The organism is Streptomyces sp. NPDC057616, assembly GCF_042800575.1.
Taxonomy (GTDB): domain Bacteria; phylum Actinomycetota; class Actinomycetes; order Streptomycetales; family Streptomycetaceae; genus Streptomyces.
The window spans coordinates 21,830-41,460 of the sequence record NZ_JBHVGU010000052.1; the positions used below are offsets into that span (position 1 = coordinate 21,830).

General features: G+C 72.7%; 16 protein-coding genes and 1 pseudogene. 8 read left to right on the top strand and 9 right to left on the bottom strand.

Annotated elements, in window-relative coordinates; all coding sequences use genetic code 11:
- Positions 1-33: 33 nt before the first annotated feature.
- The 5 genes from ACFU97_RS41045 to ACFU97_RS41065 all read left to right on the top strand — a co-directional run bounded on the left by ACFU97_RS41045 (position 34) and on the right by ACFU97_RS41065 (position 9,882).
- Positions 34-1,536: an acyl-CoA carboxylase subunit beta gene (locus tag ACFU97_RS41045; protein WP_384267012.1), complete on the top strand. Its 1,503-nt coding sequence runs from the start codon at positions 34-36 to the stop codon at positions 1,534-1,536.
- A 113-nt stretch (positions 1,537-1,649) separates the two neighbouring features.
- Positions 1,650-3,407 carry a fatty acyl-AMP ligase gene (locus ACFU97_RS41050; protein WP_384267014.1) on the top strand — a complete coding sequence of 586 codons (1,758 nt, stop codon included), beginning with the start codon at positions 1,650-1,652 and terminating at the stop codon, positions 3,405-3,407.
- Positions 3,404-7,402: an acyltransferase domain-containing protein gene (locus ACFU97_RS41055; RefSeq protein ID WP_384267017.1), complete on the top strand. Its 3,999-nt coding sequence runs from the start codon at positions 3,404-3,406 to the stop codon at positions 7,400-7,402. Before ACFU97_RS41050 ends, ACFU97_RS41055 begins: the two co-directional genes overlap by 4 nt.
- Positions 7,403-7,411: 9 nt before the next feature.
- Positions 7,412-8,353: an alpha/beta hydrolase gene (locus tag ACFU97_RS41060; protein ID WP_384267019.1), complete on the top strand. Its 942-nt coding sequence runs from the start codon at positions 7,412-7,414 to the stop codon at positions 8,351-8,353.
- Positions 8,354-8,700: 347 nt separating this feature from the next.
- Positions 8,701-9,882, top strand: a complete 1,182-nt coding sequence (locus tag ACFU97_RS41065) for a PucR family transcriptional regulator (protein WP_384267087.1) — start codon at positions 8,701-8,703, stop codon at positions 9,880-9,882.
- Positions 9,883-9,912: 30 nt separating this feature from the next.
- Here ACFU97_RS41065 and ACFU97_RS41070 read toward each other — a convergent pair whose 3' ends face one another.
- Positions 9,913-10,458 carry a hypothetical protein gene (locus ACFU97_RS41070; RefSeq protein WP_384267022.1) on the bottom strand — a complete coding sequence of 182 codons (546 nt, stop codon included), beginning with the start codon at positions 10,456-10,458 and terminating at the stop codon, positions 9,913-9,915.
- A 407-nt stretch (positions 10,459-10,865) separates the two neighbouring features.
- On the opposite strand from ACFU97_RS41070, the pseudogene ACFU97_RS41075 reads away from it, so the two are divergent.
- Positions 10,866-11,117, top strand: a pseudogene (locus ACFU97_RS41075) (cutinase family protein); the annotation flags it as partial.
- Between the two features lie 191 nt (positions 11,118-11,308).
- Here the strand turns inward: ACFU97_RS41075 and ACFU97_RS41080 are convergent.
- Genes ACFU97_RS41080 through ACFU97_RS41095 form a run of 4 tightly spaced genes read right to left on the bottom strand, consistent with a single transcriptional unit; the run spans position 11,309 to position 14,579 of the window.
- The gene (locus ACFU97_RS41080; RefSeq protein ID WP_384267024.1) at positions 11,309-12,160 is read right to left on the bottom strand and encodes an aldo/keto reductase; all 852 of its coding nucleotides are present in this window, start codon (positions 12,158-12,160) and stop codon (positions 11,309-11,311) included.
- Complete coding sequence (locus ACFU97_RS41085) at positions 12,142-12,486, bottom strand: carboxymuconolactone decarboxylase family protein (RefSeq protein ID WP_384267089.1); 345 nt, start codon at positions 12,484-12,486, stop codon at positions 12,142-12,144. The genes ACFU97_RS41080 and ACFU97_RS41085 overlap by 19 nt, the downstream gene beginning before the upstream one ends.
- A 28-nt stretch (positions 12,487-12,514) precedes the next feature.
- On the bottom strand, positions 12,515-13,492 hold the full coding sequence (locus ACFU97_RS41090; protein WP_384267027.1) for an aldo/keto reductase: 978 nt from the start codon (positions 13,490-13,492) through the stop codon (positions 12,515-12,517).
- A 52-nt stretch (positions 13,493-13,544) separates the two neighbouring features.
- Positions 13,545-14,579, bottom strand: a complete 1,035-nt coding sequence (locus ACFU97_RS41095; protein ID WP_384267030.1) for a zinc-dependent alcohol dehydrogenase family protein — start codon at positions 14,577-14,579, stop codon at positions 13,545-13,547.
- Between the two features lie 303 nt (positions 14,580-14,882).
- Between ACFU97_RS41095 and ACFU97_RS41100 the strand changes: the two genes are divergently transcribed.
- Positions 14,883-15,767, top strand: a complete 885-nt coding sequence (locus tag ACFU97_RS41100) for a helix-turn-helix transcriptional regulator (RefSeq protein WP_384267033.1) — start codon at positions 14,883-14,885, stop codon at positions 15,765-15,767.
- A gap of 366 nt (positions 15,768-16,133) precedes the next feature.
- Here ACFU97_RS41100 and ACFU97_RS41105 read toward each other — a convergent pair whose 3' ends face one another.
- From ACFU97_RS41105 to ACFU97_RS41120, 4 genes are all read right to left on the bottom strand, one after another.
- A complete protein-coding gene (locus ACFU97_RS41105; protein ID WP_384267036.1) occupies positions 16,134-16,652 on the bottom strand; it encodes a GNAT family N-acetyltransferase in 519 nt (172 codons plus the stop codon).
- A 51-nt stretch (positions 16,653-16,703) separates the two neighbouring features.
- Complete coding sequence (locus tag ACFU97_RS41110; RefSeq protein ID WP_384267038.1) at positions 16,704-17,111, bottom strand: VOC family protein; 408 nt, start codon at positions 17,109-17,111, stop codon at positions 16,704-16,706.
- An 87-nt stretch (positions 17,112-17,198) separates the two neighbouring features.
- On the bottom strand, positions 17,199-18,401 hold the full coding sequence (locus tag ACFU97_RS41115) for a 4-hydroxybenzoate 3-monooxygenase (protein WP_384267041.1): 1,203 nt from the start codon (positions 18,399-18,401) through the stop codon (positions 17,199-17,201).
- A gap of 136 nt (positions 18,402-18,537) precedes the next feature.
- Positions 18,538-19,137, bottom strand: a complete 600-nt coding sequence (locus ACFU97_RS41120; protein WP_384267044.1) for a rhodanese-like domain-containing protein — start codon at positions 19,135-19,137, stop codon at positions 18,538-18,540.
- 121 nt (positions 19,138-19,258) lie between these two features.
- Here ACFU97_RS41120 and ACFU97_RS41125 point away from each other — a divergent pair, with 121 nt between their 5' ends.
- Positions 19,259-19,546, top strand: coding sequence for a metal-sensitive transcriptional regulator (locus ACFU97_RS41125; protein WP_384267047.1), 288 nt, complete (start codon positions 19,259-19,261; stop codon positions 19,544-19,546).
- Positions 19,547-19,631: the final 85 nt, after the last annotated feature.

A 19,631-nucleotide genomic window follows, 5' to 3' on the forward strand; every position in this document is an offset into this window, starting at 1 on the left:
ACGGCACCCGCGCCGGACGGCACCGCCGGCCGCATGGCCGACCTGAAGCGCCGCCATGCCCAGGCGGTGGCTTCGGGGGTGTCCCGACGGCGCGGCGCCCTCGGCGCGCGCGAGCGGATCGCGCGGCTGCTGGACGACGACTCCTTCTGCGAGACCGGCCTGTTCGTACGCGCCCGGACCACCCCGGACGACGCTCAACGCCCGTACGGAGACGGGGTGGTGACCGGATACGGCACCGTCGACGGAAGGCCGATCTGCGTGTTCGCGCAGGACTCAACGGTCTTCGGCGGCAGTATGGGCGAGGCCTTCGGCGAGAAGACCGTGGCGCTGATGGACCTGGCGCTGAAGACGGGCTGCCCGGTCGTCGGGCTCAACGACTCCGGCGGCGCCCGCATCCAGGAGGGCGTCGTCTCGCTCGCCCTCTACGCGGAGCTGGTGCGGCGCAACGTGCGGGCGTCCGGGGTGATCCCGCAGATCTCCGTCGTCCTCGGGCCGTGCGCGGGCGGCGCCGCCTACTCGCCCGCCATCACCGACTTCACGGTGATGGTGGACGGCGTCTCCCACATGTTCGTCACGGGCCCCGACGTCATCGAGACGGTCACCGGGGAGCGCACCACCGCCGAGGACCTGGGCGGCGCGCGCACCAGCAACACCGTCAACGGCAACGCCCACTTCCTCGCCGCCGACGAGGAGGACGCCCTGGACGCCGTACGCGACCTGCTGTCGTACCTGCCCGCCAACAACCTCGAGCGGCCGCCCGCCTACGCGCCCGGGTCCGCCGACGACGGTGATCTGCTCGACCGGATCGTGCCCGATCGGACCGGGCAGGCCTACGACATGCGGGGCGTCCTGCAGTCGGTCGTCGACGACGGTGAACTCCTGTACGTGCAGGAGCTGTTCGCGCCCAACATCATCTGCGCGCTCGCCCGGATCGAGGGCGCCAGCGTCGGCGTCGTCGCCAACCAGCCGCTGCACTCGGCCGGTGTCCTGGACATCGACGCCTCGGAGAAGGCGGCGCGGTTCGTGCGGTTCTGCGACGCGTTCGGCATACCGCTGCTGACCTTCGCCGACGTCCCCGGCTATCTCTCCGGCGTGCGCCAGGAGCGGGCCGGCATCATCCGGCGCGGCGCCAAACTGCTGTACGCGTACGCCGAGGCCACCGTCCCGAAGATCACCGTCGTGGTGCGCAAGGCCTACGGCGGCGGGTACGCGGTGATGGGCTCCAAGCATCTCGGCGCGGACGTCAACCTCGCCTGGCCCACCGCCCGTATCGCCGTGATGGGGGCGGAAGGGGCCGTCGGCGTGCTGCACCGGCGCGAACTCGCCGCCGCCGCCGACCCCGACGCGTTGCGCGCGCGTCTCGTCGCCGCGTACGAGATCACACACGGCACGCCGTACCCCGCCGCGGAACGCGGGTACGTCGACGCCGTCATCGCCCCGCGCGACACCCGCGCCCACATCTGCCGCGCCCTGCGGGCCCTGCGCGGCAAGCGCGCCCCGATGCCCGAGCGCCGGCACGGCAACATCCCGCTCTGACCCGCACCTCCCCCGGCGCTCCAGCCCGCCCCATGCCCCACCGCTCCGATCCGCACCATCCCCCACCGCGCACGACCCGCCAGCCGAACCGCGATGTGAGGAGCCACGCCCGTATGGAAAGCCGCCGCATCCCGCACGCGCCCGTGTACCGGACTCTGCCCGAGTACGTGCGGCACTGGGCCGAAACCGCCCCCGACCGCCGGGCGTTCACGTTCGTCGACCATCCCTCCCCCGGCTCGCGCGGGGTGCATCGCACCCTGACCTGGCAGCGCCTTGACGTGCGGGTGCGGGCGCTGGCCGCCCGGCTCGCCGAGCGGGCCGAGCCCGGGTCGCGCGTCGCCCTGCTGTGCCCGCAGGGGACGGAGTACGTCACCGGCTTCCTCGCCGCGCTGGCGGCCGGGCTGGTCGCCGTACCGCTGTATCCGCCGGGTCTGCCCGGGCACGGCGACCGGCTCGTCGGGGTCCTGGCCGACGCGCGTCCCACCGTCGTCCTGACCACGAGCCGCGCCTTGGAGGAGGTGCGCGACTTCTGCGAGCGCACGCGGGTACCGGTCCTCGCGGTGGACGAGGTGCCCGATGCCGCCGCCGAAAACTGGCGGGCTCCCGCGCCGGACGCCGGGGCGACCGCCTATCTGCAGTACACGTCCGGCTCCACCCGCGCCCCGGCGGGCGTGGAGATCACCCATGCCAACGTCGTCGCCAACGCCCGCCAGGCACTGACCGCCTACGGCGCGGACGCGCACCCGGTGACCTGCGTGGGCTGGCTGCCGCTCTACCACGACATGGGGCTCGTGCTGAGCGTCGCGGCACCGGTCGTACGGGGTCTGCTGTCGGTCGTCATGGACCCGGCCGCCTTCCTGCACGAACCGGCGCGCTGGCTCCGGCTGCTCGCCGCGCACCCGCGGGCGATCAGCGCCGCACCCAACTTCGCCTACGACTACTGCGCCTCCGCCGTCACCGAGGCGCAGAAGGCGGACCTACGGCTGGACGGCGTCGCCGCGCTGATCAACGGCAGCGAGCCGGTCCGGCCCGGCACCGCGGACCGCTTCCACACCGCGTTCGCCGCGCAGCGGCTGCCCGCCGGGGCGCATTGCCCCTCGTACGGTCTCGCCGAGGCCACCGTCTTCGTCAGTGCCGCCCGGCCCGGCGAGCCGATCGCCCGGTTCGCCCTCGACCGCGACGCGCTCGCCTCCGGCAAGGCCCTGCCGGCGCGGCCGGACGACCCCAGAGCCGTGCTGGTGGCGGGCTGCGGGACACCGGCGGGGCAGCAGGTGCGCATCGTCGATCCCCTGTCCTGCGCGGTGCTCGGCGAGGGGGAGGTCGGGGAGATCTGGGTGCAGGGGCCCAATGTCGGCCGGGGCTACTGGAACAACGAACCGCAGACGCGGCGGGTCTTCGGCGCGACGGTCGCGGAGGCGGTGGACGGGCACGCGCACGACGGCCGCTGGCTGCGCACCGGCGACCTCGGCACCGTGCTGGACGGCCAGTTGATCGTCACCGGCCGGCTGAAGGACCTGATCGTCGTCGACGGCCGTAACCACTATCCGCAGGACGTGGAGGCCACCGCGCAGGAGGCCGATCCGGCCGTGCGGCGCGACCGGCTGGCCGCCTTCGCGGTGCCGGGCGGCACGGCCGAGCGGGTGGTGGTCGTGGCGGAGCACGCGCGCGCGTTGAGCCTCGCCGACATCGACGTGCCGGCCCTGGTGCGGGCCGTGCGCGCGGCCGTCTCCGTCCGGCACGGGCTGCGGCTCGCCGACGTCGCGCTCGTCGCTCCGGGCACCGTGCCCCGGACGTCCAGCGGCAAGGTGTCGCGGGCACTGACCCGAGCCCGATACCTGGAGGGCGCCTACACGGCGGAGAGCGCGGAATGAGGGCCGTCGACGAGGGCGCGGTGCGCCGTCTGCTCTCCGAGCGGGTCGCCGCCTGGCAGGGCGGCCCCGCCGGCCCCGTCCCGATGGACCGCCCACTGGCGGATCTGGGCATGTCCTCGCGGGACGCGGTCGTGCTGGCCGGGGAGCTGTCCCTGCTGACGGGCCGCGAGCTGCCGGCGACGCTGCTGTGGGAGGCGCCCACCGGCGACGCCCTGGTGGCACACCTGTGCCGTACGGCGGCCCAACTCGCCCCCGAGCCGGTCACGTTCCCGCCCCCAGCCGTGGCAGCCGAACCCGTCGCGGTCATCGGGGTGGGCTGCCGGCTGCCCGGCGGCGTGCACGGCCCGGCGGACTACTGGCGGCTGCTGGAGGAGGGAACCGACGCCATCCGGCGCGTACCGGAGGCCAGATGGGGCGACTTCACGCCCTTCCCGCCCGACGAGGCGCCCGCGTACGGCGGTTATCTCGACGACATCGCGGGCTTCGACGCCGAGTTCTTCCGCATCACCCCGCGCGAGGCCGCGGTGATGGACCCCCAGCAGCGGATTCTCCTGGAGGTCGTCCGCGAGACCCTCGACCACGCCGCCGTGCCGGCACACGCGCTCGCCGGTACGGCCACCGGCGTCTTCGTCGGTGTCTCGGCGCCGGAGTACGGGCAGCTCACCGGCGCCGACCCGGCCGCCGTCGACCCGTGGGCCCCGGCGGGCGGAGCCCTCAGCGTGACCGCGGGACGGCTGGCGTACGCCCTCGACACCCGCGGGCCCAGCATGGCCGTCGACACGGCCTGCTCGTCCTCGCTGGTCGCGGTGCACCACGCCTGCGTCAGCCTGCGGACCGGCGAGAGCGACACGGCCATCGCCGCCGGGGTCAACGTGCTGCTGTCGCCCGTCGTCGGCGTCGCCTTCGGGCGGGCGGGCGCGCTGGCGCCGGACGGACGCTGCAAGCCGTTCTCCCCGGCGGCCGACGGCATCGGGCGCGGGGAGGGCTGCGCGGCCGTCCTGCTGAAACGGCTGTCCGACGCCGAACGGGACGGCGACCGCGTCCTGGCTGTCATCCGCGCGACCGCCGTCAACTCCGACGGCCGCTCGAACGGCCTCCTCGCCCCCAACCCCGCAGCGCAGCAAGCCCTGTTGACCACCGCCTACGCACGCGCCGGGCTGGCTCCGGCGCACGTGGATCACGTGGAGGCGCACGGCACCGGCACCCCGCTCGGCGATCCCATCGAGGCGGGCGCGCTCGCCGCCGTGCTCGGGGCGGGCCGCGATCCCGAACAGCCGCTGCTGCTCGGCTCGGTGAAGGGCAACCTGGGTCATCTGGAGTCCGCCGCGGGCATCGCCGGCCTGGTGAAGACGGTCCTCGCACTCCACCACGACCGCATCCCGCCGTCGCTGCACTGCGCGCACGGCAGCGCCCTGACCGACCCGCGTCTGCGCGTGGTGACCGAGCCCGAGCCGTGGCCCCGCTACGGCGGCAGCGCCGTCGCCGGGGTGTCGGGCTTCGGGTTCGGCGGCACCAACGCCCATGCCGTCCTGGAGGAATGGCGGCCCGGCGCCCTCCCCGCGCCGCCGGCCGAGGAGCCCGCGGCCCGCCTCCACCTGCTCTCCGACGTCGACACGGCACGCGTGCGCGACACCGCCAAACGGCTCGCGGCGTGGCCGGCCTCGCCCGAGGGGTCCCACGCGTGCCCGGCCGACGTGGCCCGCACCCTCGCGGGACGTGCGGGCCGTGGTGCCGTACGCGCGGCGGTCGTGGCGCGCGGCGGAGTCGAACTTGCCGAGGCACTGCGCGCGTTGGCCGAAGGGCGCCCGCATACACGGGTCCTGACCGGCGACCGTGATCGCGTCGGACGCGGGCCGGTCTGGGTGTTCTCCGGGTACGGCAGCCAGTGGCCCGGGATGGGGCGCCGGCTGCTCTCCGAGGAGCCGGCCTTCGCCGCCGCCGTGGAGAAGCTGGACGCGCAGATCTCCGACGAGTTCGGCTTCTCCTTCCACGAACACCTGGCCTCCGGCGGTCCGCTCGATCACCTGGAAGTCGCCCAACCCATGCTGTTCGGAGTCCAGTTGGCGCTGGCCGAGCTGTGGCGCTCCTACGGCGCCGAACCGGTCGCCGTCATCGGCCACTCCATGGGCGAGGTGGCCGCCGCCGTCTGCGCGGGCGCCCTGGACGTGCCCGACGCGGCGCGGGTCGCCGCCATGCGGGCCCGGCTGCTCGGCAGGCTGCACGGCGGCGCGATGGCCGTCGTCGACCTGGATGACGACGAACTGCCCTCCCTGGCACAGGACTTCCCCGACGTGCACATCGCCGTCCACTCCTCGCCCCGGCAGAAGGTCGTCACCGGCGCGGAGGCCGCGGTCGCGCGGCTGGTGCGACGGCTGGAGAAGCAGGGCCGTACCGCCCGCGCCATGCGGGTCGTCGGCGCCGGGCACAGCCCCCAGGTGGACCCGCTCCTGCCGGAGCTGACCGAGACCCTGGCGGACGTCCGGGGCGGACGGCCGCGTATCCCCGTCTACTCCACGGTGCTCGACGACCCGCGCGGCGAGTGCGAGTTCGACGCCGCGCACTGGGCCGCCAACCTGCGCCGGCCGGTCCGTCTGGACCGGGCGCTGGCGGCGGCCGCCGAGGACGGCCACACCGCCTTCGTCGAGGTCTCGCCGCACCCGGTGCTGGGCCGTTCCGTCGCCGACACGGTGCCCGACGCGCTGACCGTGGCCACGATGCGCCGCGACGCCGACGAATCGGCGGTGTTCCAGACGGAGTTGGGCACCCTGTACGCGGCCGGCCTGCGCCTGCCCCTGCCCCCCGGGCGGGTCGTCGACCTGCCGGCGCCGCGCTGGCGGCATGCCCGGTTCTGGTGGACGGACGGCGCCGCCTCCTCCACCGCACCGGCCGCGGAACGCTGGGCGGAACCCGCCGCACCCGCCGTCGCGGACACATCGGTGGCCGCCCGCGTCAGCCGGCACATCGCCGCCGTCACCGGCCATCCGACGAGCCGCATCACCGCCGCGACGGCGCTGACCGAGCTCGGCCTCGACTCCCTGATGGCCGTCCGCATCCGGACCGCCCTGGAACGGGAGTTCACCGTCGACCTGCCCCTGCGCGACCTGTTCGGCGCGGCCACGGTCGGCGAGGTCGCCGACCGGATCGGCAAGGCGACGTCCACTCCCCTCCGGGCCCTGCGCACCGACGGCACGCGGCCCCCGCTGTTCCTCTTCCACGCGGCGGGCGGGCCCATCGACGTCTACCGCGGGCTCGCCGAACGGCTGGGCGGCGACCGGTCGGTGTACGGCCTGGAACGGATCGAGGACGCCCGTACCGTGCCGGAGAAGGCCCGCCGCTATGCCGAGGCGATCGACGCCGCCCACCCGGACGGGCCGTGCGCGCTGGGCGGTTGGTCCTTCGGCGGCTTCCTGGCGCAGGAGACGGCCCGGCAACTCACCTCCGCCGGACGGGTGGTGGAGCTGGTCGCGCTCATCGACTCCGTACGGCCGCTCCCCCAGCCGGGCCGCACCCGCGCCGACCGCATCCGTGCACACCTCACGGGCTTCGCCGGGTACGTCGCAGACACCTACGGAGTCGACCTGAGGCTGCCGTACGACGAACTCGTGGCGACGGACGACGACCACGAGCGCATCGAACGGGTGCTGCGGGCCCTGCGCGGCACCGTAGAGGTGCCGGCCGCCGCGCTGGAGCACCAGCGGGCCTCCTACCTGGACCTGAGGACCGGCGAGGCGCACCGGCCGGGTGCCTACGACGGGACGGTGGTCCTGTACCGGGCCACCGCACCGGCCCCGCACACCGTGCGCGATCCGGCGTACGAGCGGGACGACGACGCGCTCGGCTGGGACGAGGTGTGCCCACGGCTGACCGTCGTGCCGGTCCCGGGGCACCACCTGTCACTGCTCGACCCGCCGCACGTCGACCAGATCGCCGCCCATCTGCGGCGGGTGCTCGCCTCGCCGGACGCCACCGCCCGGCCGGACGCCCAACCCGACTGAGGAGCCGCCATGCCGTACAGCACCGCCGGAATCTCCCGACGCTCCGTCACCAGGGCCGCGGCCGTCACGGGACTGGCCGCCCTGTTCGGCTTCTCTGCCGCCGGACGCGCCCGGGCCGCGACCCAGGCCGGCGCGCGCACCTTCGACGTGCCGGTCGCCTCCGCCGCGCTGGACCGCACCGCGACGGTACGGCTGATCCTGCCGTCCGGCTTCGACGCGCGGCCCGGCCGCACCTATCCCGTGCTGTACCTGCTGCACGGCGCCCACGACGACTACACGTCGTGGACCCGGGAGACGGACATCGAGTCCTTCACCGAGGGCCGCGACCTGATCGTGGCCATGCCGGAGGCGGGCCCCACCGGCATCCCCACCACCTGGCGCAGCGGTGCGGACTACGAGACCTTCCAGGTCCAGGAGGTGCCGGCGCTGCTGGCCCGCGACTACCGGGCCTCCGGCGTGCGGGCCGTGGCGGGCGTGTCCACCGGCGGCTACGGCGCGATGGCGCACGCGGCCCGCCATCCGGGGGCGTTCGCCGCCGCGGCCTCCTACAGCGGCATCCTCGACACGACGGCCGTCGGCGTACCCGCTCTCGTGGACGCGATCGTGGCCCGCGAGAACCTGGCGCCCCACTCGCTGTGGGGCAGCCCGGTGCTCGATCTGCTCGTCTGGCACGACTTCAACCCGCGGGCCCGCGCCACCGGGCTGCGCGGCACACCGCTGTACGTCTCCAGCGGCAGCGGGGTCGCGGGCGGCCTCGGAGACTGGCTGCCCGAAGCCCTGGAGAGCCTGCTGTGGCCCTCCGCGCACCGCTTCACCGACACCCTCGCCCTGCTCGGCATCCCGGTCACCACGCACTACTACGCGGGAGGAGGGCACAGCTGGGCCTACTGGAAAGGGGAGTTCGCCGCCTCGTGGCCGATGCTCGCCGGTGCGCTCGGGCTACCGGAGTGATGTCGGTGCAGCCGGGGCACGGAACGGAGCGCAGGGGGCATCCGTCGAACACAGGACGTTCCCCTCGTCCCATGGGCACCGGTCCATGGATGAGCCGCCTCCGGGGGAAAGGAGTGCCCGTCGTGGCCGTCCCCACTCCGCGCGGCACGTCTGATGATCCCGGAGTGGCTGGCGATCGCGGTGTGACTGGCGATCGGGGTGCGCCAGGCGAACGCGGTAGGCCCGGAGATACCGGTACGCCCGGCGCACGCGGCACGTCTGTTGAAGGCGGCACGTCTGGCGAACGCGACACGCCCGGCGATCCCCGCACGCCTGCCGGTCTCGGTGACCCCGCGGTCCCGCCCGAGCTGGCCGAGCTGCTGTTCGCCCGACTCGAGCGCGTGGCGGACGAGGTGGAGGAGGAGGTGTGCCGCCAGGTTCCCGAGTACGCGCGGCCCGCCGACGGCACCTACCGCCGCAATCTGCGGGCCGGCGTGGTGCAGGCGCTCACGCTGTTCATCGACCACATCGCCGATCCAGGCGGCCAGGGGGCGTCGATCGCGGCGACGTACTACGAGCTCGGGCGCGGCGAGGCCCTGGAGGGCCGCAGCCTGGACGCGCTGCAGTCGGCGCTGCGGGTGGGAGGTCTGCACGCCTGGCGGCTGATGGGCCGTACGGCGGAGGAACTCGGCCTGGACACGGCGGCCGTGGCGGCGCTGGGCGAACTGGCGTTCCGGACCGTGCACGAGGTCGCCGAGGCGGCCGCCGCCGGATACGCCGAGGCACAGGCGCGCAGCGCGCACGAACTGGAACGGCGCCGCAGACGGCTCCTCGACCTGCTGCTGGACGACGGTCCTGTGTCGCCGGAGACGGTGCAGGACCTGGCGCACGGGGCACGGTGGCGGGTGCCCGCCGAGGTGGCCGTCGTAACGCTGGCGTCCTCCACGGACGCCCGCTTCGACGACCAACTGCCCTCCATACCCGGGGCGTTGACGGACCTGGAGGCCCGGCCGCCACGGGTGCTGGTGCCGGATCCCGGGGGCACGGGACGGTTCGGCGGACGGGCGTTCGTCATCGGCCTGGGCGGCCGCCCGGCGGCGATCGGCCCGACGGTCCCGCTCGCCGAGGCCGCACGGTCGCTGCAGTGGGCGACGCGAGCGCTGGGTCTGATGGGCCGCGGAATCCTGCCCCGCCAAGGCGTCGTGCGCTGCGCCGACCACCTCGCCACCCTGCTGCTCCACAGCGACGAACCGCTGCTCGCCCACCTCGCCGCGCGCGTCCTCGCCCCCTTGGACGCCGCGTCCGAGGGGCAGCGGGCGCGGCTGGCCGACACGCTGCTGGCCTGGCTGCTCAGCGGCAGCAACGTGCCCGACGTCGCGGCCCGCCTCCACGTCCACCCGCAGACGGTCCGCTACCGCCTGCGCCAACTGGAGAAGCTTTTCGGGGACGGCCTGCACGACCCCGAAACCCGCCTGGACCTGATCCTGGCCCTGCGCTCCACGCCGTCACGGACGTCGGGCATCGCCGAGGGAGACCGACCCGCCCAGTGATCAAGTAAACGGGTTGGCGCCCTCCGCCCCTCAGGCGGTCGGCAGCTGATCGTACGTCCGGAAGGTGTAGGTGGCGTCGTAGCTCATCAGGTTCCCGCTCGACGCCGGCAGCCCGAGCCGCCGGTTGAGCGGTGCGGTGAGCGGCCCGCAGTTCTCGGCGGCGGGGGCGGCGAAGGTGTCGTCGTACGCCGAGAACTTGATCAGCGGCGGGTCCTGCGAGAGCCACTCGGAGGGACCCGACCGCTTCAGCTGGAAGTCGACCGGCGCGCCGGCCCCGATGGTGCACCCGCGCGACAGCAACGGGCTCAGCACCCGGAAGCGCAGGCTCAACGTCCCGGTATAGAAGTCGGACCGCCCCCCGTACTCCGGCTTGATCGCGAGCCGGAGCTGCCGCACATGCTCACCTGCCGCGGTGCCGCTCAGCCCGCCCGGGATCGCGGTCGGCGCGCTGTGCATCGCACCCCACACCTGCCCCTTGGTGCCGTCGGGCATGGGACCCTCGGCATGCGTCATGGTGATCGGAGCGAGGGTCACGCTGACCTTGCCCATCGTCAACTGCGGTGCCGCCGTGTGCACTTCGCACCTCCAACGGGCCGGATCGACTCCGTCGGGAAGCGCCGGGCAGTCACTGAAATCGAACTGGGGCGGGGCGGTCGCGGCACTCGTCCCGGCGTACGCGAAACCTGGCGCGTACGCGGCCGCGAGTCCTGCCAGGGCGGCAGCACCGGCGAGGGCGACAGCCGCACGCCGGGCGAGGGATGGACGGGAAGCATCGGCAGTGATGTTCAACATGCCCGCCAGCCTCCCGACCACGACGGGCCGACCGCTATCAGTGACCTCCCTGCCTCACCCCCGAGCCGACCCTGATGCCGTGTCAGGGATCAGCTGACGACAGAACAACAACCTGCGGGATTTCTGAATTCCCGTCCATAACGCCTCGCCGGAAAACGCGCATACCTTCGGGATATCCACTCCCCGGCACCCAGCGGTTCATTCTCGTCGGTCATTCGCAGGGCGCGAACGTCGTCGGCAACTCGATGGGCATCAGCAGCGACGGCGCTGTCGTCGGCAGCCCGATCGTGGCGACGATCTCGGCGGCTCTCGAGCCCAGGGTCGCCGCGGTCCTGATGTTCGACAACCCGATCCGAGCCCTCGGCAGGAGCGTCACCGGCACGTACCAGAGCCGTACGATCGACTTCTGCGCCCAGGGCGATCCCGTCTGCGAGAACGGCGGGGACGGTCTGAGCCTTCGGGTGTGAGGTTGGGCCCCAGACGGATCGGGGTCCCGAAAGCAGCGAGGGCGCGGGACACCACCCCGGTCGGCAGTCGTTCTGCGCTGCTCAATGTTTTTCCTCTGCTGCGACTCGTGTCCATGGCCGAACCTCGGCAGCCTCGCCGCCGCACGTCGTGCTGCGCCGGGTCGAGGTCAGCCATCGAGGCGGCGCTTCGCGAGCCAGTCGACCATGGCCGGGTCGTGGTGGTCGAAGAAGAGGGTGGTGCGGGTGTCCAGGGTGGCGATGGTGGCCATCTGGTCGTCAGTCAGGGTGAAGTCGAAGACGTCGATGTTCTGTGCCATCCGGTCGGGGTTGACCGACTTGGGAATGGTGACGATGTCGCGCTGGATGAGCCAGCGCAGAACGACCTGAGCAACGGACTTGCCGTGGGCATTGCCGATGTCGCTGAGGACGGGGTTGGTGAACAGGTTGTTCTTGCCTTCGGCGAAGCCGCCCCAGGACTGGGGCTGAACGCCGTGGCGGCGCATGAGCTCCTGATCGGCGGTGCGCTGGAAGAACGGGTGGGTCTCGATCTGGTTCACCGCCGGAGTGATCTCGTTGTTGAGGATCAGGTCCAGGAGACGGTCGGGGTAGAAATTGGCGACGCCGATCGCCTTGGCCAGCCCCTCCCGGCTCACGGCCTCCATGGCGCGCCACTGGCCGTAGACGTCGCCGTAGGGCTGGTGCATCAGGTAGAGGTCGACGTAGTCCAGTCCGAGCTTGGTCAGGGACGTCTCGAAGGCGCGGCGGGTGTTGGTTTCGGCGGGGGCGTCCTGGATCCACAGCTTGGTGGTGACGAACAGGTCCCGCCGGGGGATGCCGCTGTTCTTGATCGCGTGGCCGACGGCTTCCTCGTTGCCGTAGGCGGCGGCGGTGTCCAGGAGGCGGTAGCCGGCGGCGAGGGCGTCGGTGACGGCCTGCTCGGTCTGCTCCGCGGGGATCTGGAAGACGCCGAAGCCGAGGACCGGCATGTCGACGCCGTTGTTCAAGGTGAGGTGCTGCACGGGGACTCCGAAAGGGGTTGATGGTCGGGTGTCCAGTGGGGGGCTCGGTGAGCTGGGCCAGGACGACGGCCGCGCTCATGGCGGCGGGTCAGTCCTCGAGGAACGCGAGATGGGTGATCGTCTCGGTGAGTTCGCCGGGTCTGAGGCCGTTGTCGAGGGGCGCGGTGCCGCTGGTCGTTCAGCCGGGTGTCGCGGCCCAGCGCCACCAGGGCGGCGACGGTGATCAAACTGCGGTCCCTTGGGGGCAGTTCGGGCCGCTGCCAGACGTCCGCGCAGAGTACGGCGTCGGTGAGGGCGACGAGTTTCGCTGCGTGGCGGCGGATCAGGAGCGGTGCGACGCGCGGGTTGTCCCGGTCATGAGCGCTCCATCATCCGCATCTGGGCCTCGGTGTGGGTGTGACCGGCGGCCGGGGGCAGGCTGCTGAGCTGGGCGAGTTGCTCGTCGGTGAGATGGACGGCGTCGGCGCCGACGTTCTCCTCGACCCGGGCGACGCGTCGGGTGCCGGGGATGGGTGCGATGTCGTCGCCCTGGGCCAGTAGCCAGGCCAGGGCGACCTGCGCCGGGGTGGCGTCGATCCGGGCGGCGATGGCGGCGACCTGGTCGGCAAGGCGCAGGTTGTGCTGGAAGTTGTCTCCGGTGAACCGAGGGTTGTCGGCGCGGAAGTCGGTGGGGTCGAACTGTTCGGTGGAGCGGATGGTGCCGGTCAGGAAGCCGCGGCCGAGCGGGGAGAAGGGTACGAACCCGATGTTCAGCTCCCGCAGCACCGGCAGGACGTGGGACTCGGGGTCGCGGGTGAACAGCGAGTACTCGGACTGCACAGCGGTGATCGGGTGCACCGCGTGGGCCCGCCGGATGGTGTCGGGGCCGGCCTCCGAGAGGCCGATGTGCCGGATCTTGCCCTCGGTGACCAGCTCGGCGAGCGCCCCGATGGTGTCCTCGATGGGGGTACCCGGGTCGACGCGGTGCTGGTAGTACAGGTCGATCCGGTCGGTGCCCAGGCGCGTGAGGGAGCCTTCGACGGCGGCGCGGATGTTGGCCGGGCTGCTGTCGGTCGCCCCGGGGCGGCCGGTGTGGGAGATCAGGCCGAACTTGGTGGCCAGCACCACCTGGTCGCGACGACCCCGCAGGGCGCGGCCGACGAGTTCCTCGTTGGTGTAGGGGCCGTAGACCTCGGCGGTGTCGATGAAGGTGACGCCCAGGTCCAGGGCACGGTGGATGGTGCGGACGGACTGGTCGTCGTCGGTGCCGGCGCCGGTGTAGCCGTGAGACATGCCCATGGCTCCCAGGCCGATGCGGGAGACGTCCAGGTCGCGCAGGTGGATGTGCTTCACGAGATGTCCCGTTCGTTTCGGGGGGTGGTGGTTTCCGGTGCGCCCGACCGTGTCAGGGGCGGACGATGACCTTGAGGGCCTCACGGTCGTTCATGAGCCGGTAGCCCTCGGCGACGTCTTCCAGGGCGACGGTGCGGTCGAAGACGCGTCCGGGGTGGATGGAGCCGTCCAGGATGTGCGGCATGAGTTCCTTGATGTAGGCGCGGGCCGGGGCGACGCCGCCGGTGAGGGTGATGTTGCGCAGGAACTCGGGGAAGCCGAGGGGCACGTCCGCGTACTGCGGGGCGCCGACGCGGCTGATGGTGCCGCCGTCGCGGACCACGCCGGTGGCCTGGACCAGAGCGTCCTTCAGACCGACGCACTCCAGGACCCGCTCGATGCCGCGGCCCCCGGTGAGCTCGCGGACCGCGATCACGCCGTCCTCGCCGCGTGCGGCCACGACATCGGTTGCGCCGAACCGGCGGCCGAGGTCGGTTCGCGAGGTGTGGCGGCCCATCAGGATGATCCGTTCGGCACCCAGCAGCTTCGCGGCGATGACGCCGCACAGGCCGACAGCGCCGTCGCCGATGACGGTGACGTGGTCCCCGGCCTGGACGCCGGCCGTACGGGCGGCGTGGTAGCCGGTGCACAGGACGTCCGACAGGGTGAGCAGGTCCGGGAGCAGATCGGAGTCCTCGCCGACGGGAAGCGGGACGAGGGTGCCGTCCGCGTACGGGACGCGGGCCGCCTGACCCTGGCCGCCGTCGACGCCGTTCACGCCCCAGGGGCCGCCGTGCACGCAGGAGGTGTGCAGGCCGCGGCGGCAGTTCTCACAGGTTCCGTCGCTGTAGGTGAACGGTGCCACGACCAGGTCCCCGGGCTTGACGGTGGTCACCTGGCCGCCGGTCTCCTCGACCACGCCGAGGAACTCGTGGCCCATCTGGCGGGGATGGGCGGTCAGCGGTGCCGACTTGTAGGGCCACAGGTCGCTGCCGCAGATGCAGCCGAGCACGATCCGCACCAGGGCATCGGTCGGCTGCGTGATCTTCGGGTCCGCGACGTCCTCGACCCGGACGTCGCCGGCCTGGTGAAGCAGGGTTGCGCGCATGGGTTCAATCTCCTCGATGTAGTCGGTACGGGCACCTGCTCCGGTCCCGGCGGGGGACAAAGGGGCTCAGCAGCGCCGCACCGTGCGCGAACCGCGCACCGGACGACCGCTCGGCCACATCAGGCGCGCATGCCTGTTCGACTCCTTGAGCGGTGGCGGGCATCAGGGGGACCTCCTGGGGCGGGCTGGCGGAACCTGTACTCCAGCCAACACCGCCAGCACCGCCGCCAGAGCCGCCAAACAGACCCTGACAAGGACCCCCACGCCGGTGTCCATCGAGGTGTCCGGTCGTAGTGTCGAGGCATGGACCGACGCAGCGAGATCCGCGACTTCCTCACCACCCGCCGCGCCCGGGTCACCCCGGAGCAGGCCGGGCTCAAGGTGTCCCCGCTCGCCGGACCCCGTCGTGTCCCCGGACTGCGCCGCGAGGAGGTCGCACAACTGGCCGGGGTCAGCGTCCCCTACTACACCCGGCTGGAACGCGGTGACGCCCGCGGTGCCACCAATGCAGTCCTCGACGCCATCGCCGGTGCCCTGCTGCTGGACGACGCCGAACGCGCACATCTGTTCGACCTGGTCCGGGCGGCCCATGCCACTGCCGCCCAGGCTCGCGCCCCACGGCACCCGGCCCGCCGCACCCTGCGCCCGGAGCTGTGGAACATGCTGGAGGCGATGACCGGCGTCCCCGCCTACATCCGCAACGGCCGCCTGGACCTCCTGGCAGGCAACACGCTGGCGCGTGCCCTGTTCACGCCGGTCTTCAACAGTCCGGCCCGGCCGGTCAACTCCGCCCGGTTCACCTTCCTTGACCCGGCCGCCGTCGAGTTCTACCCCGACTGGGACGCCGTCGCCGACCAGAACGTCGCCACCCTGCGCGCCGAGGTTGGCCGCAACCCCCACGACAAGGCCCTGTCGGACCTGATCGGCGAGCTGTCCACCCGCGGCGACACCTTCCGCCAACGCTGGGCCAGGCACGAGGTCCGACGCCACCGCGCCGGAGCCAAGCGCATCAACCACCCGCTGGTCGGAGAGTTGACGTTCACCTACGAGGCCATGGAACTCGCCGCCGACGACGGGCTGTTCCTCATCGTCTGCGGCGTCGCCCCCGGCAGCCGGGACGCCGAAGCACTCGAACTCCTCGCCAGTTGGAACGCCAACACGCCAACCGCGTCACCGTCCAATAGCTGACACGAACTCCAGCTGAAGGCGAACCGTCCGCGACCGCGTGCGCTCACGCCTCCGCTGATCGGTGGGCTTCCCGAAGGACCGGCGCAGGGAGGGAGAGGGCAGCGACGACCAGCGCCACCGCGCAGCCGGCCCAGACGGCCGCGGGGGTTCCCGCCGCGACCGGCACGGCGGCCCTCAGCCGAGCGAACGGCCAACCACCCGACAGGGCACGGTGGAAGCAGGCGAAGCCGGCCAGGATCAGCGCACCACGACCGCGGGCCGCTGGACGACCGGGAGAGCTCTCAAACCAGGCTTCGCTGTCGTGCTCTACGGCCTGCGCAGCGCACGACACCGCCGTTGCCGCGAGGACGCAGGCGCGGGGGCTCGTCAGGCCAGATCGCCGCGCAGGATGCTGTAGCGCACGCCGTCGCGCCACTCGCCGTCTCGGAAGGCGACGCTGCGCAGGACGCCTTCGCGGGTGAAACCGGCCTTTTCCAGGGCGCGTTGTTCGGCGATGTTCTCGAGTTCCGTGTCCGCCTCGATCCGTACGACCGTCGTGTGGGCGAAGAGGTAGCGGACCAGCTGGCGTTGGGCCTCGGTCCCGACACCTTGGCCGCGGGCGTCCGTCAGCAGGCCGATGCCCATGTTCCAGTAGAAGGTGGTGTAGGTGGGTCTGACCTTCCGCCAGGCGACGAACCCCAGCCGCCGGGCGCCGCGTACCACCATCAGATGGCCTCCGTCGTCGCCGAGCAGGCCGTTCTCCGCCCACTGGCGCCGCCAGCGCCCGGTGTCCCACCAGCCGAACCACTGGAACGGCTCGGCCGTCTCCGGGTCGGTGAGGAACCGTTCCATGACCGGCAGGTCGTCCTCGGCCACCGGGCGCAACGCGATGTCGTCGGAGCTCATGGGCGCCAGCCTACGACGCGGCCCCTGGTGAGAAGGGGTGTCCGGATGCCATCAACTCCCCGCATTCGTGGGCTGCTTGCGCTGGCGCAGCGAGATGCGGTTGCCGTCCGGGTCCGCGGCCTCGATGCGGATGCCGAAGGCGTAGTCCTCGGGTTCGGCCTGGTCGAAGGGGACGCCGCGGTCGCGCAGGATGGTGAAGTCCTTGCGCAGGTCGTCGAATTCGAGGAAGACGATGCCAGGGGTGGCGCCGGGCCGGATGTCAGCCGGCTGTCCCGCGGCCGCGGGGTGCGGCCAGAGCACGAACTCCAGCGGGCTTCCGGGTACGGCCACCGTGAGGAAGCGTCCGTCGGGGCCGGTGACGTCGACGCGCTTCTCCAGGCCGAGTTGATCGGTGTAGAAGTGCAGCGCGCGGTCCTGGTCGGTGACGTAGATGGTCACAAACATGACGTTGGTCAGCATCGTGATGTCCGATCCGATCCGATTCGGTGACAGGTCACTTCGCTGACGGAACGCGGCGGTGATGTGTGACAGGGCAGGGTGACTGGACTACGTCGGGTCCATTCCCATCATGAGTTCGGCGAAGGCGCGGGTCGCGTGCGGGGAGGTGAAGAGCCGGTCGAGGCGGGCGCGGGCCAGGCCGCGGTGGAAGGGGCCGGTGCCGGAGTCGTCGCCCGCGTCGTGGAGCGTGCGGGTCAGCCAGTGGGAGAACTCCTGGTCGTTCCAGACCCGGCGCAGGCACCGTTGGGAGTAGCCGCGCAGGCCGGTGTCGTCCTGGTTGCGGACGTGGTCCTGGACGGCGTGGGCGAAGACGTCGGCGTCGTAGAGGGCGAGGTTCATGCCCTTGCCGCCCATCGGGGAGACGATGTGGGCGGCGTCGCCGACCAGGAAGAGGCGGCCGTACTGCATCGGGTCGTGGACCAGGCTGCGCAGCCGGAAGATCTCGCGGTCCGTGATCGGGCCGGAGGGGAGGGCGGGGTCGCCGAGCCGCGTGCGCAGCGCGTCCCAGATCCGGGTGTCCGGCCAGGCGGCGGGCTGGTCGTCGGGCGCGCACTGGACGTAGTAGCGGCTGGTCTGCGGGCCGCGCGGGAAGTGCGCGGCGAAGCCGTCCGGGCTGACGGCCAGGAGGGGATGGGCCGGGGGCGGAGTGTCCGCCAGGACCGTGAGCCAGCCGATCCCGTGGTCGAAGGCGTGGGCGGTGAGCACGCCGTCCGGCACCGCCGTGCGGCTGATACCGCGGTCACCGTCGCAGCCCGCGACGAAGGAGCAGGTGAGGGCGCGGACGGCGCCGTCGGCGGTGCGGTGGCGGACCGTCGGGCGGTCGCCGGTCAGGTCGTGCAGCGAGATGCCGGCGGCCTCGTAGCGCAGGTCGCCGCCGTCGGCGAGGAAGGCCGCGGTGAGCTTCTGGACCAGCACCTGCTGCGGGCACAGGCGCGCCGCGAGCCCCTCGGAGCCGTCACTGTCGGACAGCAGGTGGCTCTCGCCGTCGACCCGGATCTCCAGGATGCCGTCGTACGGCACTCCGCCGAGGACGCGGTCGGCCAGTCCCCAGGAGTCGAACATCCGGACCGCGCGGGTCTCGACGATTCCGGCGCGCTGCCGCTGCGCCACATGCTCGCGGCTGCGGCGCTCCAGGACGACGCAGTCGATCCCGCCGCGCCGCAGCAGATTGGCCACGGTCATGCCGGCCGGGCCCGCGCCGATCACCACGACGGTCGTGGATTTCGGATCGGCTTCGTCGGCTTCCAACATGCCCGCGTCTTCGGTGACTTGAGCGTCGCGATCGGCTGCCGCGTCCTGACCAGTCATGGGTGAGTCCTGTGCAACTGGTCGCGCTGCCAAACACGTTGGGAACGGGTTGGGCCCGACCGTCGCCGGCGGGCAGTGGTCACCCCGCGCGCAACGCCGCGAGCGCGGTCTCCAGGTCGGCCGCGCGGGGCCGGTTGTGCGGGAGCTTGGCGAGGACGTACGCCATGCCGCAGGTGTCGGTGAGCGCCGAGAAGACCAGGCCGCCCGCGACCCCGGCCGAGAGGAGCTGGAAGGCGGGGTGCACGACGAGACCGAGGAGCAGGCCCAGGAGGACCAGCGAACCCGCGACGAGACGCACCTGGCGCTCCATGCCCCAGGTGGCGCGCGTCTCGCAGGCCGCCGGCCGGTCCAGGTCGTGTCCCGCGGCGGCCCAGGCGCCGGTGCCGCCGATGAGCGTGGCGACCGCGACGCCCCGCTCGGCGAGGAGCTTGCGGGCGTTCTCCGAGCGCGCCCCGGAGGCGCACACGACCAGGAGGTCACCGCGCTCGGCGGCCTGCCGTATCTCCGGCAGTGCGCGGCGCACCTGGTCCAGCGGAACGTTGACGGCGCCGGGAAGGTGGCCGCTCGCGTACTCGCCCGGGGTGCGCACGTCGATGATCGTCAGCTCGTGGAGCCGGTCGCGGGCCTGGTCGGTGCCGAGGGAGGAGGGGGTGAGAGAGGGGGTGGAAGACGTGGTCATGGCGGTGGTGTTCCTTTGCGAATCGTCGGGCGGGTCGAGGTGAGGTTCGTCGGATGTTCGACGCCGGCCCGAAGCGGGACGTACAGTACCCCTAGGGGTATACGTAGATTGAGGAGTAGTCGTGGACATGGAGCTCGCGGGCGCGGAACTCAAGGCCGTGCTGAACCGGCTGCGTCGCGCTCAGGGCCAGATCGCCGGAGTGATCCGGATGATCGAGGAGGGGCGCGACTGCGAGGACGTCATCACCCAGCTCGCCGCGGCCTCACGGGCCTTGGACCGGGCCGGGTTCGCCATCATCGCCACCGGCCTTCAGCAGTGCCTGACCGATGTCGAGGCCGGCCGGAAGAACGGCGAGGACGTGGAGCAGATGCGCACCCGGCTGGAGAAGCTGTTCCTCTCGCTGGCGTGAGGTGACGCGCCCGGGGGTGGCGCCCGGAGCGTGTGGCGCGCGGGCCCCTGTGGCGGTCGACGCGGCGCGAGCCGTAAGCCTCTGG

What these genes read in the sequence shown, in the direction of transcription:
- ACFU97_RS41045 (WP_384267012.1), top strand. Translation starts at nt 34, where the DNA reads ATGGCCGACCTGAAGCGCCGCCATGCCCAGGCGGTGGCTTCGGGGGTG.
- ACFU97_RS41050 (WP_384267014.1), top strand. Translation starts at nt 1,650, where the DNA reads ATGGAAAGCCGCCGCATCCCGCACGCGCCCGTGTACCGGACTCTGCCC.
- ACFU97_RS41055 (WP_384267017.1), top strand. Translation starts at nt 3,404, where the DNA reads ATGAGGGCCGTCGACGAGGGCGCGGTGCGCCGTCTGCTCTCCGAGCGG.
- ACFU97_RS41060 (WP_384267019.1), top strand. Translation starts at nt 7,412, where the DNA reads ATGCCGTACAGCACCGCCGGAATCTCCCGACGCTCCGTCACCAGGGCC.
- ACFU97_RS41095 (WP_384267030.1), bottom strand. Translation starts at nt 14,579, where the DNA reads ATGCGCGCAACCCTGCTTCACCAGGCCGGCGACGTCCGGGTCGAGGAC.
- ACFU97_RS41100 (WP_384267033.1), top strand. Translation starts at nt 14,883, where the DNA reads ATGGACCGACGCAGCGAGATCCGCGACTTCCTCACCACCCGCCGCGCC.
- ACFU97_RS41105 (WP_384267036.1), bottom strand. Translation starts at nt 16,652, where the DNA reads ATGAGCTCCGACGACATCGCGTTGCGCCCGGTGGCCGAGGACGACCTG.
- ACFU97_RS41110 (WP_384267038.1), bottom strand. Translation starts at nt 17,111, where the DNA reads ATGCTGACCAACGTCATGTTTGTGACCATCTACGTCACCGACCAGGAC.
- ACFU97_RS41115 (WP_384267041.1), bottom strand. Translation starts at nt 18,401, where the DNA reads ATGTTGGAAGCCGACGAAGCCGATCCGAAATCCACGACCGTCGTGGTG.
- ACFU97_RS41120 (WP_384267044.1), bottom strand. Translation starts at nt 19,137, where the DNA reads ATGACCACGTCTTCCACCCCCTCTCTCACCCCCTCCTCCCTCGGCACC.